We start from the raw sequence: 20,161 nt of genomic DNA on the forward strand, positions 1-20,161 counted from the left end.
AGTCTAAATGGAGTGTCTATATCATGAAAGAACAGCTTAAAGCGCTCATCAAACAATATTTTACAATGAAAGATATTCATAGAGCCTATTCTTTCGTGCTGCCTTTTATCATGAAGAGATGGAAGGCTTATCTGACCATTTTTCTTTTATTAGGAGTAGATATTTACTTAACGATTTCTTTTGCAAAATTTTATGGGGATATCACGGATGCTGCCATTCATGGAGGATACAAGCAAATTCTGTCTTTTATTCCATATGGGGCCTATCTGATTGTAATGAGTATCGTCTCGAATGTTTCCTATACCTATTTTAATCTGATTGCTACGAATGCAGTCAAGATGGACCTTAAAAACCATTTGTTTGATCATATCTTAAGGCTGCCGGCTGGCGTGGCCGCCAATTATCGTTCGGGTGAATTAATGTCCCATTTTTCAAATGATATTCATGGTGTGGATGGAATGATTGGAAGCAGTCTGCTCAGTATTATAAGGCTGCCTATTATCTATATTGTAGTGTTTGTTTACCTCATGAACATTAATTTGACATTATGCTTGGTAAGTTTAATTATTGCCCCGATTGCCGCACTATCTGGGCTCATTTTCGGTCTATTGTTGCGGAAAAATGGCAGATTAATTCACAAGTTAATAGGAAATATTAATAGTCTTTTAAATGAGACCCTTCATGGTTTTATGGTTATTCGTTCCTTTACTCTTGAAAAGTTTCAATACAACAAGTATGCCAAACAAAACCAAGACTTATATCAATTAGAGATGGAGAATGCCAAACTTCAAAATTGGTACCATACAGGTGAGCAAATTATTGGGTATATTACCTTTATCATGAATCTTTCGATTGGAGCTTTGTTTGTAGCAAACGGAGGTTTAACAGTCGGTGCTTTGTTAACCTTTCTTAACTTGGTCACTCACTTGTTCTACCCAATTACGGGAATGGCTAATATTTGGGCCGGCTTTCAACGATCAGTTTCTGCACTTGAGAGGGTGCTTGATGTACTCGAAAAACCGGCTGATTTAAAAGAACTTCCTTTCTTTTCTCCCAATGTTGATATTAAGGGGGCTATCCAATTTCAGAATGTTACCTTTAGCTATGTGGAAAATAAAAATGTTTTTGAGCAATTCTATCTCGAAATCCCTGAAGGAAAAGTAGTTGCGCTAGTTGGTCCAAGTGGCGCAGGAAAGAGTACATTATTTAATCTCCTACAAGGCTTTTATAAACCACATAGAGGAGAAATTTTCATTTCCGGGAAACCTCTAAAGGAGTTTTCAGCCTCGGAATTAAGAAGCTCGATTGCGCTCGTTCCACAAGAGACATTTCTTTTTTCAGGAACGGTGAGAGAAAATTTATTAATTGCCCGCCCTAATATTACAGAAAAAGAAATGGTAGAAGCAGCGATCCGGGCTGAAATTCATGAATTCATCCTGTCACTGCCAAAAGGATATGACACAGAAATTGGTGAAAATGGAATGAAGTTATCCGGAGGGCAAAAACAACGAATCGCCATAGCAAGAGCTATCCTAAAAAATGCCCCCATTCTTTTATTGGATGAAGCAACATCTGCCTTAGATGGAGAAACGGAATATTACGTAAAAGAGGCTTTAGAAGAATTAATGAAAGATCGAACGACTATAATCATTGCCCATCGTTTGTCCACCATTCAACATGCAGATGTGATCATGGTTATCGATCAAGGAAAAATTGTTCAACAAGGAACCCATAAGGAGCTGGTGAAGCAAGCTGGATTATATCGGAAACTGAATGAAACATCGTTTGGAACGAAAATAAAGAATGCATTCCCATTAGTTGCAAAATCTTGAATGGAGTTGAGGGCAATGAGTTTAGAGATGGTTAAGCTGCTATATGATCAAAACCAACCATTGCCAGTTGATAACCTATTCTACCAATATGCCCTACAGGATATTAAAGAGGATGGGATCTCGTCTCAAGTTTATTTCATATTAAAGCAGCAAGGAAGACTTGGCCAAACACCTGCCTTTTTTCAAAATTCTTTAAAAGAAAGCTATGAAAAAGGGCTTTTTCAAAACCTGTTGATAAAAAATCAAACGGATGCGATTCTAAAAAGTTTTGAGGGGAAAGGGATTGAAGTTATTCCGCTTAAAGGGGTATATTTTGCTGCAAAATTTTTTGGACATATTGGGGCCAGAGCCACATCCGATATCGATTTATTAATTCGATTTCAAGACCTGGAAAGAGCGATTAAACTGGTAAAATCTTTGGGATTTATCGTTGAAGAAGAGCAGATTCCAGGACATTTTCATTGCAGTTTTAGTAAGCAATTACCTACTTCTACAATGCCATTAGTGGTAGAGCTGCATTGGAATCTGGTGAAGGAGAGCACTTCAGAGTTCCATATAGATGACTTCTGGAGGCAGGCTAAGCAAGTTGGGGACAGCAAACATATAAAAGAGTTATCACCCAGCCATACTTTTTACATGATTTGCTTACATGGTTGGCGGCATAATCTAGATTCTACGAAATACTTTTTGGATATTATTCAAATGATCTACAAATTAGGTAATGAAATCGATTATGATGATCTTTTGACCATAGCCGCATCACACAAAACATTAAAAAGACTGAAGAGGACTTTATCGATTGTTTACCGGCACATCCCTTATGTAAGTGATGTGCAGAGACTTCCTTTTATATTAAAGAATACAAAATGGGAGTATCATCCTGTAAATGGGTTAAACCAATATATAGACTTTATCGATTATCAGCTCTTTAGCTATGATTCTGTTAAACATAGTTTAATCGAGCTCTATAATTGGTTCTTTCCTTCTAAATATGAGCTGCCTGCTCAAATTGGTGTTGAACAACACGGGAATTCTTTGTTTAAGATGTACCTGTGTTTATATAAAAAGAGAATGGCGACTATTATAAAGGTATTTTCACCACATTAATTTTCCTATTAGTCCATACGAGACACAAAAATAAGGATGAGCATTTAGCACACCCTTTTTTTATTTCTACGAATTGTTTTTTTGTGCTACGCTTTAAGTATTTTTATTATAAAAAACACCGATATAATCCCTAAAGAATCAATGACAAGATCATAAAATCGTCCATCCCTGCCAAAAAACAGTTGAAAAAATTCCGTGATAAAGGCAAAAATAAGCGCTATTGCAATAGAATATTTGTGGTTTTTTACTAAGTTATAAATCAGGAAATCCATTATAGCAAATCCAATAAAATGCCCTAGCTTTATTTTAATAAATTCAGGATGAACCAAGGTGAAATCATGGAAAAAAAAGAAAGACAAAAAGTTTGGCTGTGGCACCCATCGCCATTCGAATGAGTGTAAATAGATTAGTTTTTCGATGCTTTCTGTCCAAGTATTTATCAATAAAAAAATTCCCCATAAAAGAATTAAGGAAATTTTTACAACCACTACCCGCTTATCTAGTTGCTTTTTTTTCGTTACCCTACTAGTATCGAGTTTACGATGAACCATTAACTGTTTCTCCTATCTGGCTTTTATTTCATAATTCGATTATAAATGACGAGTGTTAAAAAGAATGTCATATGGAGGTGTCGAATGGAGGAAAAGAAGGGCTCAACTTTTGAAAAAAACAACCCTCGCCTGAGTGGCAAGGGTTCGCATATTCTTTATGCCAAAAAGCCATTAACCATACCCATTACTGCATCTTGAAGGGCAGAGATTTTCTCTTTAGACTCAATAAGTGTTTCTCCCTTTACAGCAAAGTAAAATTTCGCTTTTGGCTCTGTTCCAGAAGGACGCAGGCAGAACCATGATCCATCCGCTAAATGATATTTTAAAACATTGGAACGTGGCAATTCAATTCTCGATTCAACACCTTCAGCAAATCGTACAGAAATTGAATAATCTTCGATAGAGGTGACGGCTGTTCCTGCTACCTCACTTATTCGTTCCTTTCTAAATGCTTCCATTAAGCCAGCAATCTGTTCGGCACCATCCTTTCCTTTTAAAGTTACCGATTGGAGTGCTTCTTGATAAAAACCGTATTTTTCAAAAATAGCGAGAAGTCCTTCATACATAGTCATGCCTTTTGATTTGTAAAAAGCAGCTACTTCTGCTGCAAAAATAGCAGACTGTACGGCATCTTTATCGCGGACAAAATCCCCAATTAAATACCCATAGCTTTCTTCATAGCCAAATAGGAAGGTAGAGGCGCCTGACTGCTCAAATTCATTTATTTTTTCGCCAATAAATTTAAATCCTGTCAGTGTATCCAGTGCTTGGATACCATAGTGTTCCGCAATCGCTCGGCCAATTTCAGAGGTAACAATGGTTTTGATGACGACACCATTGTTGGGAAGGATGCCTTTTGCTTGTTTTTGTGATAATAAATATTCAAGCATTAACGCGCCCGTTTGGTTACCGGTCAAAACAACATATTCTCCAGCTGTATTCTTAACCGCTACCCCTAGTCGGTCCGCATCAGGGTCTGTCGCCATTAAGATATCTGCCGCAATTTCTTCGCCATATTGGATGGCCAATGTAAATGCTGCAGGTTCTTCGGGATTCGGTGATTTTACTGTTGAAAAGTTGGCATCAGGCAATTCCTGTTCTTTTACAATGGTTACATTTTCAAAGCCAAAGGCCTTTAGACCGGCACGAACTGGTTTATTCCCTGTACCGTGTAACGGAGTATAAACGATTTTTAAATCCTTAGCTACATTTGCTACTAGTTCGGGATTTAATTGAAGCGTTTTTAATTTTTCCACATATCCTTGGTCAATCTTTTCCCCCACATATGTTAACATGTTACTCGAAAGAAGATCTTTTTCTTCAGCCACTTCAACCGTTAATTCATTTTCCACTGCGTTCACGTAACGAATAATAATATCAGCAGCTTCTGGAGGCAGCTGGCCGCCATCTTCACCATACACTTTAAACCCATTGTATTCCGGTGGATTATGACTTGCAGTTATAACGACGCCAGAAAAGGCATGTAAATAGCGAACAGCAAAGGACAAAACGGGTGTGGGGCGGAGTGCTTCAAATACATAAGCCTTCACTCCATGCTTACCAACTGTTTTAGCAACCTCAAGTGCAAACTCAGGAGATTTGTGGCGAGAATCGTATGCAATAACAATCCCACGTTGTTTTGCTTCTTCCCCCTGTTCCGCTATATAACGGGCAAGCCCCTCAGCCGCCCGCCGAATCGTATATGTATTTAATCGATTGGTACCTGGACCTAGCTCTCCACGCATTCCGCCTGTTCCAAACTCTAGGTGTTTATAAAAACTATCTTCTAATAATTTTTGATTATCCTTTATTTCTACTAACTTTTCTTTTAAATCCTGTTCAAGATCATAAAAAGACAGCCATTTTTCAGCTTGATCTAACCAAGTCATTTATTGCCCCCCCCGTTTCTTTTTAATTAAATGAATCAAAAATGCTATGGTAAATATACTATTTTCACTTAAAAATTAATAGTCTTTTCATATATTTAAAAATATATTGAAGAATCACATCCGTAACATTTTGTACAAAAGTAAATACAAGATTAAAAATCCACACAAAAAATTGTGTGGATCTTTAATACCTTGTAAAGACTTGCATGTAATTTTAATTAATAATTTAAAAACTTGACACAAACTGGATTTGGTACGGCGAGGTCAGACTGTAATACTGTTAGCTTTCCAGTGGCAGTATCGCGTGCATAAATAACCAAATTGTTGGATTCCTGATTTGAAGCTACGATAAACTTTTCGGTTGGATCCAATGAAAAATCGCGCGGCCAATCACCTTCCGTGGAAACACGGTCAACATAAGTTAGTTCGCCCGTTTCCTCGTTTACAGAAAAAATGGCAATGCTATTATGTCCTCGATTTCCGGCATAGACAAAACGTCCATCGGAAGAAATATGAATAGCGCTTCCTTGGTTATTTTCATTAAAATCGGCAGGAATGGTTGAAATATACTGTTTTTCGGTAAAATGACCGTTTTCTGAATGATAGTTTAAAACAATTACTTCTGAACTAAACTCTGTCATGAGGTAGGCATACTGCTTGTTTGGATGAAAGGCAAGGTGCCTTGGTCCGCTGCCACCTTTTAATGGTAAGCGGCTAACCTCCGTTAAAGATCCATCCTGACCAAGTTGGTAAGTAATCAGACAATCCGTTCCTAATTCCACCACCGCTATGTACTTTTCGTCTGGAGTAACTCCTGCAAAGTGAGTATGCGGCTTTTCTTGTCTTGGATCAGGACCAGAGCCCTCGTGTTGAATACTAGAAACGGGAGGAGAAATCGCACCAGTAGACGAATCAAGTAGATAAGATTCAATTGTACCCTTATGATAATTTGTACTAAATAAATATTTTCTTTGGGAATCAAGACTAACATGGCAAGGGGATGATCCCGGTAATAACTGTTTGTTAATGGCCGATAATTCTCCAGACTCGTTATTAATCGAAAAAGAGGCCACCCCGCCGTCTTCTCCTTCTTTCAATACCGAATAAAGATATTGATTATCCCTACTAATGTTTACGTAAGTAGGATTTTTCAAGTGTGCGACAGCTTTGATATCTGTTATTTGGGCTTCATTCGCATTAAAAGTAAAAGAATAAACACCTTCACTTTCGCCCTTTGTATAAGTTCCAATGTACCCGATAAATTTTGTTGTCATGAAGTAGGCTCCTTGTTAAATAATCTTTCATTACTATTTTATCAAAAGAATGAAAGATTATTTAATACAACAACTTATAAAAGCAAATTCATCATAAAAGGGTCTGACTGTTTGTTTTTAGACATTCCTTGTTTTTGGTAGGAGAAACCTTTTATTTGCATTATTTAGTGGGATAAGTAATATTTAAACTAACCAGGATAATACGTTAGACTACTTTTTAAATACATACTATAAGGAGTTTGATTATGGCAAAAAACAAAAAAAATACAAAGAATAGCAAGAACGCGAAGAATCAATCTAAATCATCGTCCACATTTATTTTTTGGACAGTTGGAATCATTGCTGCATTTGTACTGGGGTTTATCTTTTTAGGCAATCATTCAAACACGGACGATAAGGCTAAACCAAAGGAATCGATTGATTACAGCCATCAGCCATTCTTGGGAAAAGAGTCCGCACCGGTCTCTATTATTGAATTTGGTGACTATAAATGTCCAAACTGTAAGAACTTTTCTGAACAGGTAGTGCCGATCATTCAACAAGAGTTAGTGAATACAGGAAAGGCAAAGTTTTATTTTATGAATGACGCTTTTATTAATGTGGATTCGACCCGCTCGGCTAAGTTTGCTGAATCTGTCTACCAAGAGCTTGGAAACGATACATTTTGGAAATTCCATGACCGCCTGTTTGATTTACAGCCTAAAGAGCCGGAAAAAGAAAAAATGGATGTTTTTACAGAGGATTTTTTGACTAGCACGTTAAAAGAAATCGCTAGTGATGCAGATGTAAAAAAGGTAGTTGAAAACTTCCGTGCTAATAAGTCAAAAGATGCCTTTGATCAGGATATGGATTACGCTTCAAAACTAGGTGTAACCGGTACACCTACCATTTTTGTTGATGGGAAGATGTTTGAAGGCCAAACGATTGATGACTTAAAAGATATGGTAGAGAAAGCGGCGAATAATAATGAATAAGTCCTTATTGCTTTCCTGGGTCGCGGCTATTATTGCCACACTCGGCAGTTTATATTTTAGTGAGGTGATGCATTTTATTCCCTGTACCTTATGCTGGTATCAAAGAATTTTCATGTATCCTTTAGCGATTATTTTAGGGATAGCGGTTTATCGTAATGATAAGGGAATTTATAGGTATGTACTCCCATTGTCTATTATTGGGATGATTATTTCCGGATATCATACATTGTTGCAAAGAATTCCTTATTTACAGCAATTTGAAATGTGTACAACCGGGGTGCCCTGTTCGAAGGATTATATCAATTGGCTTGGTTTTATAACCATACCCTTATTAGCGTTTATCGCGTTTGCGATTATTACAGTCAGCTTAATCCTTGTAGCTCGCGGTTCTAAAGAAGATTAATTTAAAAATGATTAAAAGAGCGGTGAACCAATTGGTTTACCGCTCTTTCTTTTACCGTAGGAGCTGTTGGTTAAATTAGTACATCATAAAAGATGCACCGACGATAATTAAAAGAATAAACAACACCACAATTAGAGCAAAGTTGTTGTGGCGGCCGTGTCCATCAGACATAGATATCACCTCCTTCTTCAAATAATTACAATATATGCAAGCTTGATTCATATTGAAATGGACAAGTGTTTATAAATGGAAAAATAAGACAAAGTTTAGCGGAACCAAGTATACTAAAAAAGGATGTCTCAAAGGGGTCAGACCCTTTTGAGACATCCTCAAAATTAATTCATTGCATCATAAATTTTCTTAGTTTGTTTGTTTACACCATACCAGCCCCAAGTATTCGTATGACCTTCACCTGTACTTGGATTATCAACTATGAATTCGTAGACATGAATAACATAATCTCCATTGTCGGCATCATGGTCATAAATAACCTTTACATTTTGATCTGATTCGATATTGAGGTGTTGCTTGACAAGCTCCACTGCTTGCTCATGTGTAATTGCTTTGTTTGCTTCTTCCTGTTTCTGCTGCTTTTGCTCAGCTTGCTTTTCTTCCATTTGCTTTTCTTTCATTTGTTTTTCTTCCGCTTGTTTTTTCGCAGCTTCTTCTTGCTGCTGCTTTTCTTGTTCAGCAGCATTTTTCTTTTTCGTTGTTTCATTTAGAAGCTCTGTCGCATCCTTGGCGATTGTTTCGATCGCTGCTACTTCAGGTAAATCAGTTGTTTCAGCAATTTCCTTGAAAACAGCTGCTGCCTGGTCATACTGATTATCTTCTAAAAGGGTTTTTCCTTTACCTATTTTTTCTTTAAATGTATCTGAAATCGTTTTAGCTTGTTGAATCTCCGCCAAAAGTGAATTTGCTTGTTTAATCACTTTTTCATCAGTAGATTTTTCTTTTAATAGATTTTTGATAGAGTTGATGGCCGCGTCAAAGTCTCCATCTTTGTACAGTGTTTGGCTTTCTTGTAAGGATTGAGCAATATGAAGATAATTTTTTGCCTCAGTCGTCTCTTTTTCCTCTAAAGCATTTTCAAATTTATTGATTGCCTGAGCATAGTCTCCCTTTTGTAAAGCAGATTTTCCTGCATCAAAGCTTTCGGTATAGGCCTTTGGTGTACATGCAGATAGAAAAATGGCGGTTAGAATAAGGAACGTAAATCTTTTCATGATATTCCCCCAGTTAATCCTAGGATAGGATGTATAGTACTTAAAATTGTACAGTTTACGACAGGATTTGACAATAAGGAAGCGATATAAACAAAAAAGATGTCTCACAGGGGTCTGACCCTCTGTCTTGAGACATCCTCTGTTCCACTATTTATTTGAAAAAGCCCAACATTTAGATGTTGGGCAAACGAAATTTATAATGCTCTTCCGAGGAATGCGCTTAGCATCCATACATGTTTTTCTAAACCTGAATGAATCGCTAACAGCATATCTCCAGTTGTTTCATCATTTCCTTCTTCCGCTAAACTCATGCCTTCCTTTAATTCACCAATAAGTATCGAGAAGTCATTGATGACTGATTGAACCATTTCTTCGGCTGATTCACTGCCAGAAGCTTCTTTAATAGAAGAAATTTCAAGGCATTCCTTCATAGTAGCTACTGGATTTCCTCCTATCGAAAGCAAGCGTTCCGCTAATTCATCGACATGGAGACCTGCTTCATTGTAAAATTCTTCGAATTTAGTATGGAGGGTAAAAAATTGCCCACCTTTTACATACCAGTGATAGTTATGTAACTTGATATACAAAACTGACCAATTCGCTATTTGTTTGTTAAGGATGCTGACTAACTGATTTTCCATTATAAAAAATCCTCCTTTTTTTGTCTTCTATTATATTATTACCAAAGTTACCGCGGAAATCCTGTATGAAATGTAGGAATATGTTGTCAATTTAGTGAAGATTTTGCATGGAGTATTCCTTTTTATGTTACAAGCATGCAACAAACGGTAATATTGAAACCTTAAATATCCTTGGAAGGGATTAATAGGAAAAAAGGATGGGTTGGTCATTATTTCCTTTTAATAGAGAAAACCTATCATGCTAGGCATGGTTGCAGACGATGATACATTAGCAAATATTGGGTAATGAAAAGGTATGTTACAACTGATAGCCTTAATGGTAGAGAAACAAATCACGGGAGGGAATAACATGAATAAACTTAAAAAACTAGTGATTGCAACAGGATTGATTTTTTCTATGTCAGCTTTTACGTTAAATGGAACAACGGAAGCGGCAACGACAACTCATAAAGTCCAATCAGGTGAGACGTATTGGAAAATCGCCAACAAGTTTGGGGTGCCTGTTTTGAGTTTAATGAAAGTGAACAATGCAACAAGCAGTGTTCTTTATGCGGGGAAGAATCTAGTAATCCCTAATTCTACTATTTCAGCGGCCGATAAAGAATTAATGGCACGTCTTGTCCGTGCAGAGGCAGTGGGAGAGCCCTATGCTGGAAAGGTTGCTGTTGCTACAGTCATCTTGAATAGAGTTTCAAGTTCAGATTTCCCGAATTCTGTGCGGGAAGTTATTTATCAAATCTCTAACGGACACTATGCCTTTACACCTGTTCAAAATGGTCAGATTAATCAACCTGCCGATGCAGCTTCAAAGCGTGCTGTTAATGAAGCCTTAGCGTTTAGAGGTCAAGGAAATGGATCGTTATTTTTCTATAATCCCAAAACAGCTGTAAGTAAGTGGATTACCACTCGAGAAGTAACAGTAACAATCGGCAACCACCGTTTCGCAAAATAAGTCGATTGAATATAGTATCCATATATAATCGAACATTTATACACAAAAAAAAACAGTGAATTCCAAATCGGAAATCACTGTTTTTTTTGTGGTTTATTTTTCTTGGCTTTTTTCTGTTGAGCAGGGGTTGGCGAGGTGCTCGATTTTAAATAACTATACAATAATGGGACATGCTGTGATACGATAACGTATAAAAGCAGGCTAGGAAATGAGGGATGGGAAGTTGATTAAAACAATTTTGTTTGACGTAGATGGGGTCATATTAAGTGAAGAACATTACTTTGATGCATCGGCATTAACTGTTTGGGAGATGCTTATTAGCCGTAATTATTTAGCACTCGACCCAGACCAATTTAAAACCAACTATAGTGAGACAGAAATTAAGACCATTCGGGAGCACGTCTTTGAGAATGATCAAGTCCTCAAATTTATGAAATCACGCGGTCTTAATGCCAACTGGGATATGATCTATTTATCCTTCAGCCACCAACTAATACACCTCTTGTCACAAATCAAAGAGAGTGAACTAGAAAAAATTACCAAATGGTGTCAGGCACCTATTCATTATGAAACATTAAGAGAGATTGGCCAGGTGTTACGTAATTATCATGTGGAAATCGATTTTAGTTTGTTTGTTAAGGATTTTGAACGGTCCGAGGCAATGAAGCAGGAATTGCTGACGTATTTGAATGAGCTGGCAAAGGAAAAGCTTGGGGTAGAAACTTCTATTTTCCAAAAAGGCGAGCTGTGGTCTATTTGCGAGCACGTTTCTCAGGAATGGTATGTAGGCGATGAAAATGTTTTTGAATCTACCGGGAGGCCATCCGTGCAAACAGGTAAAAAAGGATTTTTAGCAAATGAAACGACGTTAGCTCCCGCCAAAGAAATTAACAAACTGTTTCAATTTTTAACCACTTCTGGTTTTACGATTGGAATTGGTACGGGCAGGCCAGCATTAGAAACGATTCAGCCTTTTCGTCATTTAGACTGGCTGCAATATTTTGATGAGCAGCGCATTATTACAGCTGATGATGTGTTAAAGGCAGAACAGGTGCTTACGGAGCGAAAATCCTTATCAAAGCCCCATCCTTTTACTTATATAATGGGGTTAAAAGGGAAAGGGACCTCGCCAATAGAATGCCTAGAAACCCCACTGCCAATCGAGCATAAGGAAGAGATTTTAGTTGTCGGCGATTCTTTAGCAGACCTACTGGCAGCAAGACAATTGGGCTGTCAATTTGCTGCAGTTTTAACTGGTCTATCAGGAAAAGATGCGCGTAGGGATTTTGAAAAACATGAGGCAGATTATATTCTTGATACTGTGTTAGATATCAAAAACATCTTATAAAATGAACAGAGGGATTGCCGCACAGGCAATCCCTCTGTTCATAATAATTAGATACTTTCTATTTTTTGAGGCTCAAACTGCCCTGGTACAAATGGATCCACATTGGTTAACTCTAGTACTTGTGCTTCTTCTAAGCCATCAATTAATTTTAAGACATGAATGACATTCGCATTTACCGTCTTATCTAATGTTAATACCATAATAGCTTCGCCGCCGACCTCTGTCCGTCCAACCTGCATTGTACCAATATTGATGTCATGATCGCCTAATAAAGATCCAACTTTCCCAATCATCCCTGGTACGTCACGGTGTTTAATATATAAAAGGAACTTTTCAGGTTTCACATCAATCCGATATTGATTAATTTTTAATATTCTCGCGCCATAACCGTTTAAAACAGTTGCGCCAATCTTGGCTGAGTCCGAATCATTGGAGACAATCAGATCCATGTAATTGGCAAAGCCTTTATTGGTAGCATGTTTGACAACATTATAAGAAACACCCTGCTCCTTTAATAGATGAAGGGCATTTATTAAATTGACAGAATCACTTAGATGATAGGATAGGATCCCTTTTAATAAAGTGCGCGTCAGTAATTCGGTATCTTCATCAATTAAATCGCCATAGTAATTGATTTCTATTTTAGTAGGTGCCTGTTTATTTAATAATTGAATGACCAGCTGTCCCATTTGATCACCAAGCAGCAGATATGGCTGAAGCTTTGCTTGTGTTTCTCCTGACATTTGCGGCATATTAACAGCGTTTTGAATGGACTGCGTTTCAAAAATCTCAATAATTTCCGCACTTACCTCTTGAGCTACCTTTTCTTGGGCCTCAACCGTAGATGCACCAAGATGTGGAGTGACGATAATATTTGGATTTTGCAATAAATCTGCATTTGCAACTGGCTCTTTTTCAAACACATCGAGAGCTGCACCGGCAACATGGCCTGATTGAATGGCCTTTACCAAAGCTTTCTCATCGATGATTCCACCACGGGCGCAATTGACAAAGCGGACGCCTTTTTTAGTTTTTCTTAAATAGTCGTCATTGATGATTCCCCTTGTATCATTGGTCAGAGGGGTATGGATGGTAATAAAATCAGAAACTTGGGCAATTAAATCCAGGCTGGCCTTTGTGATTCCGAGTTTTGCTGCCCGCTCTTCGGTTAAATATGGGTCATAACCTAAAATATTCATGCCAAAGCTTTTTGCCCGTTTGGCGACTTCGGTCCCAATCTTACCCATACCAATAACACCAAGGGTTTTTTTATACAATTCCACTCCTTTAAAGGAGTTACGGTCCCATTCACCTGTTGATGTTTTTTGATGTGCTTGAGGAATTTTTCTCGCTAAAGACAACATCATCGCTAGTGTATGCTCTGTTGCCGCAATAGTATTAGCACCTGGGGCATTAATCACGATAATTCCTTTTCGGGTTGCGGCATTTACATCAATGTTGTCGACACCTACACCTGCTCGCGCAATGACCCGAAGACGAGAGGCCGCCAAAAGTAATTCTTCGGTGACCTTTGTCTGGCTTCGGACAATAAGAGCATCGTAAGCGCCGATAATCTTTATCAAGTCCGCAGTTGGTAGTGTAGGCTGTCTTTCAACGACAAAATGTGGATGCTCTAGTAAGCTTTTTAAACCTGTGGTACTAATCCCATCAGTTACGAGAACTTTATACATGTTCGCTCAAGCCTCCTATATACTTGTATTTCAATAAAAACGTCCCTCATAACAGACTATTTGCCTTGTTATGAGGGACGAGAATGAACGGAGTAATACCCTCTTTTGCTGCATGAAAAGCTGGCTTTCCTGATTACATTTATAAATAGGATGTCATTGATTGAAATTTCAAAAATTAATTCATATATGAATAATTTTACAATCAACTCTTCAAGAATGTAAAGGGATAAAGTAAAAGTAATATTTTTTATTTAAAAATTTTCACATAAAAAAATCAATTCAACCCTAATAAACATGTAATCGATTACATTAAGAAAATTAAGAAATAAATCTATTGTAAAAAAATAAAGAGAGTCATATAATGTCTACAATGGAAAAACGTTTGTACGTGTCGAACGGACAGTTTTGGGAGGGAAATTCATGAAAACAATCTCAATAGGCTTATTAGGATTAGGTACAGTTGGTTCCGGTGTCGTGAAGATTATTAAAAAAAATCAGGATAAATTAATCCATCAAGTAGGGTGCCCGGTTGTCATAAAAAAAATACTTGTTAAAGATGTACACAAAAACAGACCGGTTGAAATTGAAACAAAGCTACTAACATCCAACGCTGAGGATATCCTGTTTGATCAAGACATAGATGTAGTGATTGAAGTGATGGGTGGGGTAGAAGATACGAAGGAGTATTTGCTTACAGCTCTCCGCCAAGGAAAGCATGTCGTGACTGCTAATAAAGATTTAATGGCCATGCATGGGTCTGAATTGTTAACGGTAGCCTCTGAACATGGCTGCGACTTATTTTATGAAGCAAGTGTGGCAGGAGGAATTCCTATTTTAAGAGGTTTGGTGGATGGCCTTGCCTCCGATCGAATTACGCAAATGATGGGGATTGTTAACGGAACAACCAATTATATATTAACGAAAATGAGTGATGAAGACCGTTCCTATGATGAGGTTTTGATAGAAGCTCAGGCGCTCGGCTTTGCAGAGTCAGATCCAACTTCAGATGTGGAAGGACTGGATGCTGCCCGCAAAATGACGATTCTTGCTACATTAGGCTTTTCCATGCATATTGATTTGGACGATGTTAAGGTCAGCGGTATTTCAAGGGTAACAGAAGAAGATTTGCGATATGGGAAGCAATTAGGGTATACAATGAAACTGATCGGTTTTGCACATAGAGAAGGAGAAAAGGTAGAAGTGAGTGTCGCACCTACCTTTCTATCTAATAATCATCCGCTTGCCTCGGTGCAAAATGAATATAATGCTGTGTATGTATATGGCGAAGCAGTGGGTGAAACGATGTTTTATGGGCCAGGTGCAGGGAGTATGCCAACTGCAACAGCCATTGTTTCAGACTTAGTAGGCGTGATTAAAAATTTAAGGCTTGGTGTAAATGGCCGAAGTGCAGTTACACCCCAATATCCTAAGATGTTAAAAGATAACGAAGAAAAGTTTTCAAAATACTTCCTACGGATTCATGTACAGGATGAGGTGGGCGTTTTCGCAGATATTACCTCTATTTTTGCTAAATACGGTGTAAGCTTTGAAAAAATACTCCAGCTGCCAATCAAGAAACATGAAACGTCAGAAATTGTGTTAGTTACACATAAGGCTTCTTTAACGAATTATGATAAAATATTACTAGCCTTAAACGATTTAAAAGCAGTCAAAGAAATAAAAAGTGCTTATAGAGTGGTGAGAAAATCACTATGAGATGGGCGGGATTATTAAATCAAACCAGTTTAGTTACACCAAGGAAAAAGCCTAATAATGAAAAAACTGGATTGGAACATATTCGAGGTGTTGTTTACAGATGACTTTACATGATCGTTTTATGATAAAAGTACCTGCGAGTACAGCGAATCTTGGGCCAGGCTTTGATTCAATGGGTCTCGCTCTTGATCTATATTTGACTTTGGAAATCGAGAAAAGTAAACAGTGGAAGATTTATTCTACATGTGGGGAATTGAAGGATTTTCCTTCTGACGAGTCAAATTTTATCTGTCAAGTGGCACTGAAAACAGCAGGACACTATGGGATTGAGCTATCTCCTTGTTCAATCAAAGTAGATAGTGATATTCCCTTAGCAAGAGGGCTTGGTTCAAGTGCCTCAGCAATTGTGGCAGGGATCGAGCTTGCGGATGTCCTTGGCGGCTTACACTTAACAAAGCAAGAAAAACTCCTTCATGCCACAAATTGGGAGGGTCATCCGGATAATGTGGGTGCTTCTATTTATGGTGGTCTTGTGATTGGATGTTATCAACAAAATGAAGTCGATATGCTATCGTTTACGGATCTCCCGATAGAGGTAGTGGTTGCCATCCCGCAAGAAATTTTATTGACGAAAGCTGCTCGGGATGTTTTGCCTCCCCAATACTCACGTCAGGATGCTGTCCAAGCTTCTTCTACCGCCAATCTATTGATTGCAGCCCTGTTAAGTCAAAACTGGGCGTTGGCTGGAAAAATGATGGAAATGGACCTGTTCCATCAGCCCTATCGAAAACCGCTGATTCATGCCTATCAGGAAATTGAACAATTGGCTAAAACCAACGGTGCCTTTGGCGTAGCCTTAAGTGGAGCAGGACCAACGATGATTTGCTTTACTGAACGAGGGAAAGGTGATCGACTTGCAAAGGCCTTGGAATCGGGTTTTCCAGACATGACGGCAAAGAGGCTTTCGATTGACTATAGGGGTAGCAGTGTAATTGAATTAGTGAAATAAACAAGGAATAAAGGGAGTCCATTCTATTGTTTTCTATAAGGATGGAAGCCAAAATAAGGGGATGAAATCAACATGATTTCATCCCCTTATTTTTCCATTCAGGATACCCTCTTTTTGTAACCGCATACATACACATAATAGGTGTAATATGGTAAAATAGTGTAAATATTGCGGAAATTAGGAAGGAGGATTAATAATATGAGGCTGCCGATTATTCAAACCAAACTGCGAATCCCGGCTGTGAAAGATGATTTTATCAGAAGGGCCAAGCTAACGCGGAAAATGAAAAAAATCCCTGACTATCCTTTGACAATCATTCATTCTGGTGCAGGTTTTGGTAAAAGTACGGCACTTGCCTTGTTTATGAGGGACGAAAAACATCCAGGATGCTGGTACTCTATTTCTTCGATGGATGACGATATCCTTCCCTTCCTTTCTTATATCGTTCATGCCCTTCGCCGTGTTGTTCCTTCTTTTGGAACAGAACTATCAGCCTATATAGACACCATGGATCGCTATATTCGTGATGAGGAATTAAGTGTTTTATGTTCCCTCTTTATAAATGAAATCCTAGAGAGTAACACGGAGATAACATTAATCTTAGATGACTTTCATCAAATTGAACATTCCTATACCATTAATAGCTGGGTGGAAAAACTGCTTGAACACATCCCAGCAAATTTACATATCGTGATTTCAAGCCGAAGCCGTCCGGGATGGAAATATTTGACGAAAATGAAGGTGTGTGGGCAACTTTTAGAAATAACAAGAGAAGACTTAATCCTGACAATGGATGAAATGGAGCTGCTCTTAACAGATTTTTATGGATTAACAATTGAACCACATCATCTCCAATCCATTTACGAAATGACAGAAGGCTGGATTATTGCCTTATGCATGATCGCGACTCAGATACCATTACAAAAGGACATTTCTGAGCTTTTCCAGCATTCCTCACAGTCTCTGCAAGATTTTTTTCAGTACCTAGTCATGGAAGTCTTTTCAAAGCAGCCGCCAATTATCCAACAGTTCCTTGAGCAATCTTCCATTTTTGATGAAATTGAAGAAGAGATTTGTAATGATGTGATTGGGCTTCAGGGTACGTCACATATGCTAGAGCAATTAAAAGATCGAAATTTATTTATTCAAAAAGTAGGCTTGAATCATTATCGTTATCACGCCTTATTTAAAGAATTTCTCGAAGATATATTTCAAAAAAATAATCCTAGTCATTATGCCGCACTCCATGAAAAATGTGCCCGTTACTATGAAAGAAGACACTTATGGGAGGAAGCCCTGCATCATTATAAAAAAATTAATCATCATAAGGCGATTTGTGCCATTTTACAAGAAAATGGCTTATGGATGCTTGAAAATGGCAAATTGGAAAGTTTATCTGATCAATTAGCTATTCTTCCTGAAGCAGAACTCGAATCATATTACCATCTTTGGTATTTAAAAGCTGAAATTCTTCGCTACCGTTCCCACTATCAAGATGCAGAAGAGAGTTATGATCGAGCATTTGCAGGTGCAGAAAAGAAGCAAGATTATCTTGGAATGAGTAAGGCGCTAGAAGGAAAATCCAAAATTTATTTGGATACGATTCAGCCTCAGCATGCCGAGCGGCTTCTTTATGAGGCAATTGCCTATCGCGAACAATGTAGTGGATCAGATGTGGAATTGAGTAAACTCTATCAATTGCTTTCTGAGAATTTGCTAAACTCGGGGAAGGCCGTAGAGGCTGAAAAATGGATTCATAAAACGAAAGAAGCAATGGATTCTAATCTTGATGCGAATTTAGAAGCAAGATTGTATTTAAGAACCGGTCGGTTTGAGAAAGCAAAGAAAGTCCTCTACATGAAAAAAGCCGAGCTGAAGGGGATTGCAGTCACCTCATTGCCGCAGGCTCACCGGGAGACCGATTTATTACTATCGCTAATTGAGGCTTTTACTGGGGAAGGTTTAAAGGCAAAGGAGCTTGCACAAGCAGGTATTCAACAAGGCATAAGTGCAAAGGCTCCGTTTGTTGAAGCATGCGGCTGGATCCGCATGGGTCATGCCGTACAAATTTTAAATCAATATGATTCCCATTTGGCCGAAAATTGCTATCAAACGGCATTAAAAATAATGGATCAGCTTAATGTTGAGAGAGGTAAGGCTGAGCCCTTAATGGGCCAATGTCTATTATACGGGACAAGGGGAGAACTAGAACGGGCATTAGAGGCAGGGGATAAAGCATTAAAGGAGACAGATAAGGTCCATGACGTCTGGTTGTCTGCTTTAATTACTCTGTGCATGGGGATTACCTGCCTTTATAATGAACGGCTGCCAAAGGCCCTTCATTACTTGAAAAAAACGGAATCTCTCTTCCAAAATTGCGAGGATTCCTTTGGACAAATGCTAAGCCTGTTTTGGTTATCCTATTTGTTTTATGTAGAAAAGAATCAAGATTTATTTAAGGAAGCTATCAATGCCTTTTTAAGTCTTGTCCATATCCATGGCTATGAATTTTTTTTTCATAACTGTTCTGTTTTCAGCCCAAGGGATTTACAAGTATTTGTTCCAATGTTAATTGAATGCATGAAAGTGGATATTCAATATTCCTATGTTGCTAAAATCCTTCAGGATATGGGCTTGACCACATATGATTCCCATCCTGGTTATTCGATTCGGGTTCAGACCTTAGGCCAGTTCAAACTGCGGCTTGGCGAAAAAGAAATCGGTGAGAAGGATTGGCAAAGAGAAAAGGCCAAGGAACTGTTCCAATTATTGATTACTTCAACCGAACAAATGGCAAAAGATGAAATTATTCAAATCCTTTGGCCCTACCAGGATAAAAAAAGCGCCGATCGTGATTTTAAAGTGGCTCTAAATAGTCTGCATAATGTACTTGAACCAATGCGTAAGGCACGCGCTGCACCATTCTTTATCATTAGGGAAGGAATGTTTTATGGATTAAATCCACAAGCAAAGATAGATCTGGATACGACTCGCTTTCAAAATTTGATTCATACTGGCTTGAATGAAACAGATCCGGAAAAGATGATTTCCCTCTTAGAAAGCGGATTAACACTTTATCAAGGAGATTATTTACCTGACCGTCGTTATGATGATTGGTGTATAAGTAAAAGGGAGAGTATGCTCGTTTATTTTTTACGAGGGGCTGAAAAAATGGCGCAATGGATGGTGCGCCGTGAAAACTACGAGGCTGCGATAAATTGGTGTGAAAAAATTCTTGAACGGGATCGAACATGGGAAGAAGCCTATCGATTATTGATGTATTGTTACTATCGGAAAAATAACCGTCCTCAAGCGATAAGGTGGTATCAAAAGTGCACTGAGGTATTAGAAGAAGAACTGGGTGTAACCCCATTAGAGCCGACCAAGCATATGTACAGCATGATAATTGAATCCGAAACAATCATGAATCCCATTAAACAGCCTTAAGATAGGGCTGTTTTTTTTTGTAACTTTGTTGTAACTACTTTCTTTTATCATAAAATCAAAGCTTTGCAAGTTGTTAAATCATATCTTAAGGGGGAAAAAGA

General features: G+C 38.1%; 16 protein-coding genes. 9 read left to right on the top strand and 7 right to left on the bottom strand.

The window, feature by feature from the left end; genetic code table 11:
* Positions 1–23 precede the first annotated feature (23 nt).
* Positions 24–1,832 (top strand): ABC transporter ATP-binding protein, encoded by a 1,809-nt coding sequence (locus AC3ANL_RS06015; protein ID WP_488328349.1) that lies wholly within the window; start codon positions 24–26, stop codon positions 1,830–1,832.
* A 15-nt stretch (positions 1,833–1,847) separates the two neighbouring features.
* Positions 1,848–2,939, top strand: a complete 1,092-nt coding sequence (locus AC3ANL_RS06020; RefSeq protein ID WP_488328350.1) for a nucleotidyltransferase domain-containing protein — start codon at positions 1,848–1,850, stop codon at positions 2,937–2,939.
* Positions 2,940–3,025: 86 nt separating this feature from the next.
* Here the strand turns inward: AC3ANL_RS06020 and AC3ANL_RS06025 are convergent, their stop codons facing one another.
* The 3 genes from AC3ANL_RS06025 to AC3ANL_RS06035 all read right to left on the bottom strand — a co-directional run bounded on the left by AC3ANL_RS06025 (position 3,026) and on the right by AC3ANL_RS06035 (position 6,653).
* A complete protein-coding gene (locus tag AC3ANL_RS06025; protein ID WP_488328351.1) occupies positions 3,026–3,490 on the bottom strand; it encodes a VanZ family protein in 465 nt (154 codons plus the stop codon).
* Between the two features lie 155 nt (positions 3,491–3,645).
* Positions 3,646–5,379 carry a phospho-sugar mutase gene (locus AC3ANL_RS06030; RefSeq protein ID WP_488328352.1) on the bottom strand — a complete coding sequence of 578 codons (1,734 nt, stop codon included), beginning with the start codon at positions 5,377–5,379 and terminating at the stop codon, positions 3,646–3,648.
* 218 nt (positions 5,380–5,597) lie between these two features.
* Complete coding sequence (locus AC3ANL_RS06035; RefSeq protein WP_488328353.1) at positions 5,598–6,653, bottom strand: lactonase family protein; 1,056 nt, start codon at positions 6,651–6,653, stop codon at positions 5,598–5,600.
* Between the two features lie 245 nt (positions 6,654–6,898).
* Between AC3ANL_RS06035 and AC3ANL_RS06040 the strand changes: the two genes are divergently transcribed.
* Both AC3ANL_RS06040 and AC3ANL_RS06045 read left to right on the top strand, forming a co-directional pair.
* Positions 6,899–7,627, top strand: coding sequence for a DsbA family protein (locus AC3ANL_RS06040; RefSeq protein WP_488328354.1), 729 nt, complete (start codon positions 6,899–6,901; stop codon positions 7,625–7,627).
* Positions 7,620–8,030, top strand: coding sequence for a disulfide oxidoreductase (locus AC3ANL_RS06045; protein WP_488328355.1), 411 nt, complete (start codon positions 7,620–7,622; stop codon positions 8,028–8,030). Before AC3ANL_RS06040 ends, AC3ANL_RS06045 begins: the two co-directional genes overlap by 8 nt.
* A 75-nt stretch (positions 8,031–8,105) precedes the next feature.
* Here AC3ANL_RS06045 and AC3ANL_RS06050 read toward each other — a convergent pair whose 3' ends face one another.
* The 3 genes from AC3ANL_RS06050 to AC3ANL_RS06060 form a co-directional block, all read right to left on the bottom strand.
* A complete protein-coding gene (locus tag AC3ANL_RS06050; RefSeq protein WP_488328356.1) occupies positions 8,106–8,201 on the bottom strand; it encodes a YjcZ family sporulation protein in 96 nt (31 codons plus the stop codon).
* Positions 8,202–8,365: 164 nt separating this feature from the next.
* Positions 8,366–9,256, bottom strand: coding sequence for a tetratricopeptide repeat protein (locus tag AC3ANL_RS06055; protein WP_488328357.1), 891 nt, complete (start codon positions 9,254–9,256; stop codon positions 8,366–8,368).
* 194 nt (positions 9,257–9,450) lie between these two features.
* Positions 9,451–9,897: a Dps family protein gene (locus AC3ANL_RS06060; RefSeq protein WP_488328358.1), complete on the bottom strand. Its 447-nt coding sequence runs from the start codon at positions 9,895–9,897 to the stop codon at positions 9,451–9,453.
* Positions 9,898–10,246: 349 nt separating this feature from the next.
* Here AC3ANL_RS06060 and AC3ANL_RS06065 point away from each other — a divergent pair, with 349 nt between their 5' ends.
* The gene (locus AC3ANL_RS06065; protein WP_488328359.1) at positions 10,247–10,849 is read left to right on the top strand and encodes a cell wall hydrolase; all 603 of its coding nucleotides are present in this window, start codon (positions 10,247–10,249) and stop codon (positions 10,847–10,849) included.
* Positions 10,850–11,072: 223 nt separating this feature from the next.
* A complete protein-coding gene (locus AC3ANL_RS06070; RefSeq protein WP_488328360.1) occupies positions 11,073–12,197 on the top strand; it encodes an HAD family hydrolase in 1,125 nt (374 codons plus the stop codon).
* Positions 12,198–12,244: 47 nt separating this feature from the next.
* On the opposite strand, the gene serA is transcribed toward AC3ANL_RS06070, so the two are convergent.
* Entirely contained in the window at positions 12,245–13,888 is a 1,644-nt protein-coding gene (serA, locus tag AC3ANL_RS06075) for a phosphoglycerate dehydrogenase (RefSeq protein ID WP_488328361.1), read from the bottom strand.
* 420 nt (positions 13,889–14,308) lie between these two features.
* Between serA and AC3ANL_RS06080 the strand changes: the two genes are divergently transcribed.
* The 3 genes from AC3ANL_RS06080 to AC3ANL_RS06090 all read left to right on the top strand — a co-directional run bounded on the left by AC3ANL_RS06080 (position 14,309) and on the right by AC3ANL_RS06090 (position 20,060).
* A complete protein-coding gene (locus AC3ANL_RS06080) occupies positions 14,309–15,604 on the top strand; it encodes a homoserine dehydrogenase (protein ID WP_488328362.1) in 1,296 nt (431 codons plus the stop codon).
* A 100-nt stretch (positions 15,605–15,704) separates the two neighbouring features.
* Complete coding sequence (thrB, locus tag AC3ANL_RS06085; RefSeq protein ID WP_488328363.1) at positions 15,705–16,613, top strand: homoserine kinase; 909 nt, start codon at positions 15,705–15,707, stop codon at positions 16,611–16,613.
* Positions 16,614–16,811: 198 nt separating this feature from the next.
* Complete coding sequence (locus AC3ANL_RS06090; protein WP_488328364.1) at positions 16,812–20,060, top strand: winged helix-turn-helix domain-containing protein; 3,249 nt, start codon at positions 16,812–16,814, stop codon at positions 20,058–20,060.
* The last annotated feature ends 101 nt before the right edge of the window (positions 20,061–20,161 follow it).

It is taken from the genome of Neobacillus sp. DHD-1R, from assembly GCF_057747995.1.

What these genes read in the sequence shown, in the direction of transcription:
- AC3ANL_RS06015 (WP_488328349.1), top strand. Translation starts at nt 24, where the DNA reads ATGAAAGAACAGCTTAAAGCGCTCATCAAACAATATTTTACAATGAAA.
- AC3ANL_RS06020 (WP_488328350.1), top strand. Translation starts at nt 1,848, where the DNA reads ATGAGTTTAGAGATGGTTAAGCTGCTATATGATCAAAACCAACCATTG.
- AC3ANL_RS06025 (WP_488328351.1), bottom strand. Translation starts at nt 3,490, where the DNA reads ATGGTTCATCGTAAACTCGATACTAGTAGGGTAACGAAAAAAAAGCAA.
- AC3ANL_RS06030 (WP_488328352.1), bottom strand. Translation starts at nt 5,379, where the DNA reads ATGACTTGGTTAGATCAAGCTGAAAAATGGCTGTCTTTTTATGATCTT.
- AC3ANL_RS06035 (WP_488328353.1), bottom strand. Translation starts at nt 6,653, where the DNA reads ATGACAACAAAATTTATCGGGTACATTGGAACTTATACAAAGGGCGAA.
- AC3ANL_RS06040 (WP_488328354.1), top strand. Translation starts at nt 6,899, where the DNA reads ATGGCAAAAAACAAAAAAAATACAAAGAATAGCAAGAACGCGAAGAAT.
- AC3ANL_RS06045 (WP_488328355.1), top strand. Translation starts at nt 7,620, where the DNA reads ATGAATAAGTCCTTATTGCTTTCCTGGGTCGCGGCTATTATTGCCACA.
- AC3ANL_RS06050 (WP_488328356.1), bottom strand. Translation starts at nt 8,201, where the DNA reads ATGTCTGATGGACACGGCCGCCACAACAACTTTGCTCTAATTGTGGTG.
- AC3ANL_RS06055 (WP_488328357.1), bottom strand. Translation starts at nt 9,256, where the DNA reads ATGAAAAGATTTACGTTCCTTATTCTAACCGCCATTTTTCTATCTGCA.
- AC3ANL_RS06060 (WP_488328358.1), bottom strand. Translation starts at nt 9,897, where the DNA reads ATGGAAAATCAGTTAGTCAGCATCCTTAACAAACAAATAGCGAATTGG.
- AC3ANL_RS06065 (WP_488328359.1), top strand. Translation starts at nt 10,247, where the DNA reads ATGAATAAACTTAAAAAACTAGTGATTGCAACAGGATTGATTTTTTCT.
- serA (WP_488328361.1), bottom strand. Translation starts at nt 13,888, where the DNA reads ATGTATAAAGTTCTCGTAACTGATGGGATTAGTACCACAGGTTTAAAA.
- AC3ANL_RS06080 (WP_488328362.1), top strand. Translation starts at nt 14,309, where the DNA reads ATGAAAACAATCTCAATAGGCTTATTAGGATTAGGTACAGTTGGTTCC.
- thrB (WP_488328363.1), top strand. Translation starts at nt 15,705, where the DNA reads ATGACTTTACATGATCGTTTTATGATAAAAGTACCTGCGAGTACAGCG.
- AC3ANL_RS06090 (WP_488328364.1), top strand. Translation starts at nt 16,812, where the DNA reads ATGAGGCTGCCGATTATTCAAACCAAACTGCGAATCCCGGCTGTGAAA.